At 66.6% G+C, this 8,919-nt stretch carries 7 protein-coding genes; 1 reads left to right on the plus strand and 6 read right to left on the minus strand.

All coding sequences use genetic code 11. The annotated features are described in order from the left end of the window. Positions 1-238: 238 nt before the first annotated feature. The 6 genes from BN13_RS10550 to BN13_RS10575 are packed head-to-tail and all read right to left on the minus strand — an operon-like array spanning position 239 to position 6,056. Positions 239-1,000 (minus strand): ABC transporter permease, encoded by a 762-nt coding sequence (locus BN13_RS10550; RefSeq protein WP_157038547.1) that lies wholly within the window; start codon positions 998-1,000, stop codon positions 239-241. Then, positions 997-1,827, minus strand: a complete 831-nt coding sequence (locus BN13_RS10555; RefSeq protein ID WP_048546657.1) for an ABC transporter ATP-binding protein — start codon at positions 1,825-1,827, stop codon at positions 997-999. The genes BN13_RS10550 and BN13_RS10555 overlap by 4 nt, the downstream gene beginning before the upstream one ends. Continuing rightward, entirely contained in the window at positions 1,824-2,699 is an 876-nt protein-coding gene (locus BN13_RS10560) for an ABC transporter permease (protein ID WP_048546659.1), read from the minus strand. Before BN13_RS10560 ends, BN13_RS10555 begins: the two co-directional genes overlap by 4 nt. Further along, positions 2,696-3,712: a TIGR03842 family LLM class F420-dependent oxidoreductase gene (locus tag BN13_RS10565; protein ID WP_048546661.1), complete on the minus strand. Its 1,017-nt coding sequence runs from the start codon at positions 3,710-3,712 to the stop codon at positions 2,696-2,698. Before BN13_RS10565 ends, BN13_RS10560 begins: the two co-directional genes overlap by 4 nt. Positions 3,713-3,771: 59 nt before the next feature. Next, a complete protein-coding gene (gene hydA, locus BN13_RS10570; protein WP_048546665.1) occupies positions 3,772-5,193 on the minus strand; it encodes a dihydropyrimidinase in 1,422 nt (473 codons plus the stop codon). A gap of 14 nt (positions 5,194-5,207) precedes the next feature. Further along, entirely contained in the window at positions 5,208-6,056 is an 849-nt protein-coding gene (locus BN13_RS10575; RefSeq protein WP_048546666.1) for a nitrilase-related carbon-nitrogen hydrolase, read from the minus strand. 354 nt (positions 6,057-6,410) lie between these two features. Here BN13_RS10575 and BN13_RS10580 point away from each other — a divergent pair, with 354 nt between their 5' ends. Beyond that, positions 6,411-8,867 (plus strand): glycogen/starch/alpha-glucan phosphorylase, encoded by a 2,457-nt coding sequence (locus tag BN13_RS10580; RefSeq protein ID WP_235434150.1) that lies wholly within the window; start codon positions 6,411-6,413, stop codon positions 8,865-8,867. The last annotated feature ends 52 nt before the right edge of the window (positions 8,868-8,919 follow it).

An 8,919-nucleotide genomic window follows, 5' to 3' on the forward strand; every position in this document is an offset into this window, starting at 1 on the left:
CAGGCGGCGAGGAGACCGGTCATGGCGAGGGTGGCGGCCGCGAGGCTGACGCGGCGAGTGTGCTGGGACATCGGAAGTGCTCCTAACAAGCGATATTTCGTATGGCGCGGCCTGGGCGCCGCGCGGTGGTTGGGTCCAGCGGTGGTTGGGTCCAGCGGGTGGTTGGGTCCAGCGGGTGGTTGGGTTGAGTGGTGGTTGCGTCGGGTGGGCGGCGAAGGGCTGTGCAATGGGCTGGGCCTCACCCCGCCCCGCGCGGCGAGGCGAGGCGCTCGATGGCCGCCCCGATGAGGTAGGCAAACATTCCGAGCAGGACCGCGCCGAGCACATACGCCCAGGCCAGCGGGTAGTTCGAGGACGCCGCCGAGGAGGTGATCGACTTGCCGAGTCCGCCGACCGGGCCGCCGAAGTATTCGGCGATCAACGCGTTGATGACGGCCAGCGCGGTGCCGATCTTGATGCCGGTAGCAACATAAGGAAGCGCGCCGGGCAGGGTCAGGTGCCGAGTGACCTGCCAGCCGCTCGCGGCATTGGCTCGGAAAAGGTCGCGGTGGATTGGTTGCGCCCGCCGCAGCCCCTTGAGCGTGTTGAGGTAGACCGGCACATAGACGGACACCGCCGCCACCAGCCATCGGCCGGTCTGCTTGTCCGCGCCGAACATCGTGTAGAGCACGGGCGCCAAGGCGACGATCGGGACCACGGACGCGGCGGCGACGATGGGCGCGGACATATCGGCCACGACGCGCACCAAGCTCGCGAAAATGGCCAGCAGGATGGCCAGGGCCGCGCCGACGAGGACCCCGATCAGCGCGTTGCGGCCGGTGCCCACTGCTCCCTTGACGATGTTGTCGAAGTGCTTGACGAACTGTGCCCAGATGGTGCTTGGGGCGGGGAGCACAAAGGGCTTGATGTGCAAGGCCTTGACCGCGATTTCCCACAGTCCCAGGGACAGAATGCCGAGCAGTAGCGGCGGCAACGCCAAGCGGAGGGCACGCGCGATCATCGTTGCTCGGCCGCCTTCGGCGCCGCGCCCTCGACGCCGTGTAAGGCCTCACGAATGCGCTTGACCGCCTCGAAGAAGCCGGACGCCTCGCGCAGGTCCTCCGTGCGCTCCTTCTGGTCGCCGAGACCGACGTCGACGACATCAACGATGCGTCCGGGTCGTGGCGACATGACGACCACCCGGTCGGACAGAAAGGCCGCCTCGGGAATCGAGTGCGTGACCAGGATGACCGCAGCACCGCTCTCCCCGGCGATCCGGGCGAGCTCGGTCTGCATGCGCTCGCGCGTCATCTCATCCAACGCACCGAACGGCTCGTCCATCAGCAGCAACTTCGGCCGCTCGGCCAGGCTGCGCGCGATCGCGACGCGCTGTTGCATACCGCCGCTTAGTTGGTCCGGGTAGTGATCACCGAACTGGCTCAGGCCGACCATGTCCAACAGTTCACCGATCCGGCGCTTGACCTCGCCAGAGTCGACCTTGGCGAGCTCCAAAGGGAGCGCGATATTGCGCGACACGGTGCGCCACGGCAGGAGGGCGGACTGCTGGAAGGCGACGCCGAAGTCGTGGTCGAGGCGCGCCCGGCGCGGCGTCTTGCCGAAGACGGCGATCGTGCCGGTGGTGGGGTCGTCGAGATCGGCGACCAGGCGCATTAGCGTCGACTTGCCACACCCCGACGGGCCGATCAGGGAGACGAACTCGCCCGGCGCCACGTCGAGGTCGATGCCGTCGAGCGCGACGACATCCGGCCGTCCGCGGACGGGGAAAACACGCCGCAGGCCGCGCACCGAGACGGCCGTCGCGGCCGAGTCCGAGCTGGTGGTGGTCATGCGTTGTTCTCTCCTCGTTGGTAGTCGCGCAGGCACCAGCCCAGCAGTCCCACGACGCTGGCGGCGACCAGACCGATCAGGACGGCGGCCCCGATGGGCGCCCACGGTTTGGCGGGGTCGGCCGAGGCGGCCTGGGCATATTCGATGATCATCCGGCCGATCCCCCCGCGTAGGCCGATGCTCACCTCGGCCACGACGGTGCCGATGACGGCGCTGGCGGCGCCAAGGCGCAGCGCCGGGAGCAGATAGGGAACGGCCGCGGGGAAGCGCAGGGAGCGCAGCACCTGCCAGTTGCTCGCGCCGTAGACCCGCATGAGATCGGTATGGGCCGCGGCGGGCGAGGCCAAGCCGCGCAACGCCCCGATGGCCACGGGGAAGAAGGCGAGATAGGACGCGATGAACGACACCGACATCCAGTCGTGCCACTGCAGGGAGCCGAGGTGCAGCTGGGCGCCCCAGCGGCGCACTAGCGGGGCGATCGCGATCAGCGGCACCGTCTGGGAGAGCACCACCCAGGGCAGGATCGCCGAGCGCGCCGTGACGAAGCGTTGCATGAGCATCGCGAGCGTCAAGCCGATGATCGTGCCGACCGCCCAGCCGACCCCGGCGATGCCTAGCGATTTGATGGCGGCCTTGAGGACGGTCTGCCACAGCGGAGGCGTGCTCGCCCCGACCGTCGGCTCGAACAGCCGCGAGATCATCGTGCTGACGTGGGGCATCGCCAGATCGGACGCGCGCGGCAGGACCCGCGTCTTGCCGACCAGCCAGCCCTTCTCCGGACCGATGAGTTTGTAGCCCTCCCACAGCAGGACGAGGACCAGGATTCCGAGCACCCCGCTAAGCGCCGGGTGCAGCCGTCGGCCGCGAGTCACGACTTCGCGCTCGTCGCAGCCCGCAGTGCCGGTATGACGCTCTCGCCGTAGACGCGCAGGGTCTCCTCCTTGTTGTCGTGCTGGAGGTAGCCGGCGAACTGATCGACACCGATCGCCTGCAGCGCGCGGAGCTTGTCGATGTGAGCCTGCGCCGGGCCGAGCACGCAGAACCGGTCGACGATCTCATCGGGCACGAAATCGGCGTGCGTGTTGCCGGCGCGTCCGTGCTGGTTGTAGTCGTAGCCCTGCCGCCCCGCGATGTAGTCGGTCAACGACTTCGGCACCGCGCCCTCGGTGCCGTAGCGCGCGACGATGTCGGCAATGTGGTTGCCGACCATGCCGCCGAACCACCGGACCTGATCGCGCATGTGCGCCTCGTCGGTCCCGATGTAGTTGGGGGCGGCGACGCAGAAGGTCACGGACATCGGGTCGCGACCCGCGTCGGCGGCAGCGTTGCGGACCGTTTCGATCATCCATTTGGCGATGTCGATGTCGGCCAGTTGGAGGATGAACCCATCCCCCACTTCCCCGGCGAGTTGCAGAGCCTTCGGACCGTATGCCGCGACCCACACCTCCAGAGACGATCCCGTCGACCAGGGGAAACGGAGCGTGGAACCCTTGTAGTCGACCGAGCGGGAGCTGCCGAGCTCGCGGATGACATGAATGGCATCACGCAACTCGGCGAGTGTGGCCGGCGCGCCATTGGTGACCCGCACGGCGGAGTCGCCGCGGCCGATCCCGCAGACCGTCCGGTTGCCATACATCTCGTGCAAGGTCGCGTGCAATGACGCCAGCACGGTCCAGTCGCGCGTCGAAGGGTTGGTGACCATCGGCCCGACCTTGATCTTGCGCGTCTGATCGAGGATCTGGCTGTAGATGACGTAAGGCTCCTGCCACAAGATGTGGCTGTCGAACGTCCATACGTAATCGAAGCCGTGCTCCTCGGCGAGCTTGGCCAGCGCAAGGGTCCGCCGGGACGGGGAGTGGGTTTGCAGAACGACACCGAAATCCATCTGTACTGCGCCTTCCGCTGTGGGTGAGGTGGGGGGGCGAGGGGCTAGTTCTGCGGGGGTCAGACGAGGTACTGGGTCAGCCCGCGCTTGAGATAACGGCCGTCGCCCTTGCGGCCGAGGTAGGCCCCGCCGTCGACGATGACCTTGCCTCGGGAGACCACGGTGTCGACGTGGCCGTCGATCTCGTAGCCCTCCCAGGCCGAGTGGTCCATGTTCATGTGGTGGGTCTTCTCGTAGCCGATCGAGGTGTGGCCGGACGGGTCGTAGACCACGATGTCGGCGTCGGCGCCAGGGGCGATGACGCCCTTGCGGCCGTAGAGGCCAAACATCCGCGCCGGCGTCGTGGAGGTGATCTCCACCCAGCGTTCGAGAGTGATCCGGCCGTCGACCACACCCTGGTAGAGCAGGTCCATGCGGTGCTCGACCGAGCCGATGCCATTGGGGATCTTGCGGAAGTCACCGATGCCGAGTTCCTTCTGATCCTTCATACAGAAGGGGCAGTGGTCGGTGGAGACCATCTGGATGTCGTTGGTACGCAACGACTTCCAGAGCTCGTCTTGATGCTCCTCGGCCTTCGAGCGCAGCGGTGTCGAGCAGACCCACTTGGCCCCCTCGAAGCCCGGGGCGCCGAGGTTGTCCTCCAGCGACAGATAGAGGTACTGCGGGCACGTCTCGCCGAAGACGTTCTGGCCGTTGTCGCGGGCCGTGGCGATCTGGGCGACTGCCTGCTTGGCGGAGACGTGCACGACATACAACGGCGCGCCGGTGAGATTGGCGAGCATGATCGCCCGGTGCGTGGCTTCCTCTTCCATCTGCCACGCCCGCGCGATGCCGTGGAAGTAGGGATCGGTCTTGCCGGCCTCGGCCAACTGCACGGCAAGGACGTCGATGGCGGGGCCGTTCTCGGCGTGCATCATCGTCATCAATCCGGTCGCCGCGGACTTCTGCATCGCCTTCAAGACGGCGGCGTCATCGCTGTAGAACACGCCCGGATAGGCCATGAACAGCTTGAAGCTGGTCACGCCCTCGTCGATGAGCCCGTCCATGGCCTTGAGGGAGGCATCGTTGACCTCACCGATGATCTGGTGGAAGCCGTAGTCGATCGCGCAATTGCCTTCGGCCTTGCCATGCCAAGCGGCGAGACCGTCCTCGACGCGCTGGCCGTAGGTTTGCACGGCGAAGTCGATGATGGAGGTTGTGCCGCCCCAGGCCGCCGCCCGGGTGCCGGTCTCGAAGGTGTCGCTGGCGAAGGTGCCGCCGAAGGGCAACTCCATGTGCGTATGGGCGTCCACTCCCCCCGGGATGACGTACTTGCCGGTCGCGTCGATCACCTGATCGACCCCGGCACCGACGTCGGTGCCGAGCAGTTGCGAGCCGGGGGCCAACAGTGCCACGACCTGCTCGCCATCCACCAGGACGTCGGCTTCGGTGCGGCCGGTGGCCGAGACCACGGTGCCGCCCTTGATCAGCAGAGTTGCCATGCGATCGACCTCCTTCAGGCCTGCGTGGTGCGGGTGTAGGTCTCCGGGCGGCGGTCGCGGTAGAACTGCCAGTCGTCGCGCATCTGGCGCACCATGTCGAGGTCGAGATCGCGGATCAGCACCTCCTCGTCGGTGCCCGAACCCAGCTCGCCGACATAGTTGCCACGGGGGTCGACGACCTGCGAGGTGCCATAGAAGTTGACCGCCTCGTCGCCATACTCGTTGTCCTCGAGACCCACGCGGTTGGGCGCCAGGACGAAGTAGCCATTGGCCACCGCCGCGCAGGGCTGCTCGACCTCCCACAGACGGTTGGACAGCCCCGGCTTGGTGGCGTTGGGGTTAAACACCATGTGCGCCCCGCCAAGGCCATACTCCCGCCAGCCCTCCGGGAAGTGGCGGTCGTAGCAGATGTAGACCCCGATCGGACCGACGGCGGTCTGGAACACCGGATAACCCTGGTTGCCCGGGCGGAAGTAGAACTTCTCCCAGAACTTCTCCACGTGCGGGATGTGGATCTTGCGGTACTGCCCCAGGATCGTACCGTCGGAGTCGACCACGACGGCGGTGTTGTAGTAGACGCCGGTCTGCTCCTCCTCGTAGATCGGCAGGATCATCACAATGCCCAACTCCTTGGCGAGAGCGGCGAAACGGGTGACGATCGGGCCATCGGAGGGCTCGGCATACTGGTAGTACTTCTTGTCCTGGGTGATGCCGAAGTAGGGCCCGTAGAACAACTCCTGGAAACAGATGATCTGGGCGCCCTGCGCCGCCGCATCCCGGGCGAACTGCTCGTGCTTGTCGAGCATCGACTCCTTGTCACCGGTCCACGTGGTTTGGGTGATGGCGGCACGGACGATCGTCATGAAGCGCTCCTTCGGGTTGTCGGCGATGACACTGTCGGACGTTAGTGTTTCGACCCTGTTCTTGTCTGTGGCCTGGATGTAACAACTCTTCCATGGGCCACCAACAACCCCCCAGCAGGACGTCCGTTGGCCACGTCGGCGCCATGCCGGGTAGTCTGGGAACTCGCTTTACCGCGCACGCGCGCCCGCCCACTCGCCGACGAGGGGGTTGGGCGCGTGATCCATGTCATTGAAGGGAATATCCCCAACGTGAGCGAGAACCAACCGTTCGCCACCACGCTCGACTCCCTGCCGGCCGACGAAACCCCGTCTGTCGAGAAGCGATTCGGCCCGGAGTTCGCGGCCACTCACCCGCTGGCCGTCGGCCCGGTCGTGTCCCCGCCCCACTCCGTCGACGGCTTCGTCAAGGAGTTTCTGCGCGAACTCAACTTCGGCACGGGTGTGCTGCTCAGCCGAGCGACCGTCAACGACCAATATGTCGCCTTGGCGCGCACCGTCGCCCACTACCTCGCCGCTCGCTGGCTCGAGGGTGGACGCACGCGCCGCGAGGCCGGGGTCAAGGTGGTGGGCTACCTCTCCGCCGAGTACCTCCTCGGCCGCCAACTCGGCAACGCCCTGCTCGCCACCGGTCTGCGTGACATCGTCGAGGAGGGGTTGGAGTCCTGCGGCATCAACCTCTCCACGCTGCGTGCGCAGGAGGTCGAGCCGGGGCTCGGCAACGGTGGCCTGGGCCGCCTCGCCGCCTGTTTCATCGACTCCCTGGCCACGCTCAACGTGCCCTGCATTGGCTACGGCATCCGCTATGAGTACGGCATCTTCCGCCAGACCTTCGTGGACGGCCGTCAGGTCGAGCAGCCGGATGCCTGGCTCTCCCTCGGCTCGCCGTGGGAGTTCCCGCACCCGGAGGCGGCCGTGCAGGTCGACTTCGGCGGGACGACCGAGGAGTATGTCGACGAGGACGGCACGCCGCGGCGTCGCTGGCTCCCCTCGTGGAACGTCCTCGGCGTTCCCTACAACTACATGGTCCCCGGCTACCACAACGGGCGCGTCAACACCCTGCGCCTATGGTCGGCCCAGGCAACCAAGGCCTTCGACCTGCAGATCTTCAACTCCGGCGACTACGCCGAGGCGGTCCGGGCGCAGACCTTCGCCGAGAACATCTCCAAGGTGCTCTATCCCGAGGACTCCACCCCGCAGGGCCGTGAGCTGCGCCTGCAGCAGCAGTACTTCTTCGTCGCTTGCTCGCTGCGCGACTTCATAGAGCGCGAGCTCCCGGCGGACTTCGATCTGCACGACCTGCCCGAGCGGATCATCTTCCAGCTCAACGACACCCACCCGGTGATCGCGGTCCCGGAGCTGATGCGCCTGCTCGTTGATGAGCGCAAGATGGACTGGGACGAGGCGTGGGCCGTCACGCAGAAGTGCTTCGCCTACACCTGTCACACCCTGCTGCCCGAGGCCCTGGAGGTCTGGCCGACCGAGATGCTGGCGAAGCTCCTGCCGCGCCACCTCGAGATCATCTATCAGATCAACGACGGCTTCCTGAGGGAGGTCCGCGAGGCCTTCCCGGGCGACGAGATGCGCGCCCGTCGGATGTCGATCGTGACGGACTACCCGGAGCGGGCCGTCCGCATGGCCTACTTGGCCACGGTTGCTGGCGCCAAGGTCAACGGCGTCGCGGAGTTGCACTCCCAGCTGCTGCGCGACAAGGTCCTGCCCGACTTCTCCGAATACTGGCCGGAGAAGTTCACCAATGTCACCAATGGCGTCACCCCGCGCCGCTTCATCCGCCTCGCCAACTGGAACTTCACCCGGTTGATCAACGAGACGATCGGCACCGGCTGGGTCACCGACCTCGATCGGCTGGCCGAGCTCGAGCCGTATGCCGAGGACCCCGAGTTCCGCGCCCGGTTCCGCCAGGTCAAGGCCGCCAACAAGGAGCGCCTGGCCAAGCTGCTGGTCGCCCGGGACGGCATTGTCCTGCCCGAGGGTCACCTTCTCGACGTGATGGTCAAGCGCCTGCACGAATACAAGCGTCAGTCGATGAAGCTCCTGCACATCCTCTCCACCTATGAGCAGATCATCTCCGGGGCGATCGACCCGGCCACGGTGACGCCACGGACCTTCGTGTTCGGCGCCAAGGCGGCACCGGGCTACAAGATGGCCAAGGAGACGATCTTCGCGATCAATGCGGTCGCCGCGACGCTGGCCGCCGACGAGCGGACCAACCACCTGCTGACGGTGGCCTTCCCGGCCAACTACAACGTCACCTTGGCCGAGAAGCTCATTCCCGCCGCCGATCTGTCCGAGCAGATCTCGCTCGCCGGCAAGGAGGCGTCGGGCACGGGCAACATGAAGTTCGCCCTCAACGGTGCCCTCACGATCGGCACCGACGACGGCGCCAACGTCGAGATCCGCGAACTCGTCGGGGACGACAACTTCATCCTGTTCGGCATGTCCGAGCCGGAGGTCGCCGACCTGCAGGCCCGCGGCTACAACCCGGCCGCGGTCTATGAGAGCAACCCGCTGCTGAAGCGGGCCATCGACCTGTTGGCGAGCGGGCACTTCACCGAGGGCAACCGCGATGCGATGAACCCGCTGGTGATGGACCTGCTCTACAACGACCGGTTCTTGGCGCTCGCGGACTTCCAGTCCTATATCGAAGCGCAGGCCAAGGTCGATGAGCTGTATGCCGATCCCGACGCCTGGTCTCGCAAGGCCATCCTTAACGTGGCCCGGACCGGGTTCTTCTCCTCCGACCGCTCGATGCGCGAGTACCTCGACCGCATTTGGCACGCGAAGGCCCTCTGACCGAGGCCCGCTGACGTAACACCAGCGGACCCGGAACGCGAACGGGCGGGGG

This window comes from Nostocoides jenkinsii Ben 74 (genome assembly GCF_001046875.1).
Taxonomy (GTDB): domain Bacteria; phylum Actinomycetota; class Actinomycetes; order Actinomycetales; family Dermatophilaceae; genus Nostocoides_A; species Nostocoides_A jenkinsii.

What these genes read in the sequence shown, in the direction of transcription:
- BN13_RS10550 (WP_157038547.1), bottom strand. Translation starts at nt 1,000, where the DNA reads ATGATCGCGCGTGCCCTCCGCTTGGCGTTGCCGCCGCTACTGCTCGGC.
- BN13_RS10555 (WP_048546657.1), bottom strand. Translation starts at nt 1,827, where the DNA reads ATGACCACCACCAGCTCGGACTCGGCCGCGACGGCCGTCTCGGTGCGC.
- BN13_RS10565 (WP_048546661.1), bottom strand. Translation starts at nt 3,712, where the DNA reads ATGGATTTCGGTGTCGTTCTGCAAACCCACTCCCCGTCCCGGCGGACC.
- hydA (WP_048546665.1), bottom strand. Translation starts at nt 5,193, where the DNA reads ATGGCAACTCTGCTGATCAAGGGCGGCACCGTGGTCTCGGCCACCGGC.
- BN13_RS10575 (WP_048546666.1), bottom strand. Translation starts at nt 6,056, where the DNA reads ATGACGATCGTCCGTGCCGCCATCACCCAAACCACGTGGACCGGTGAC.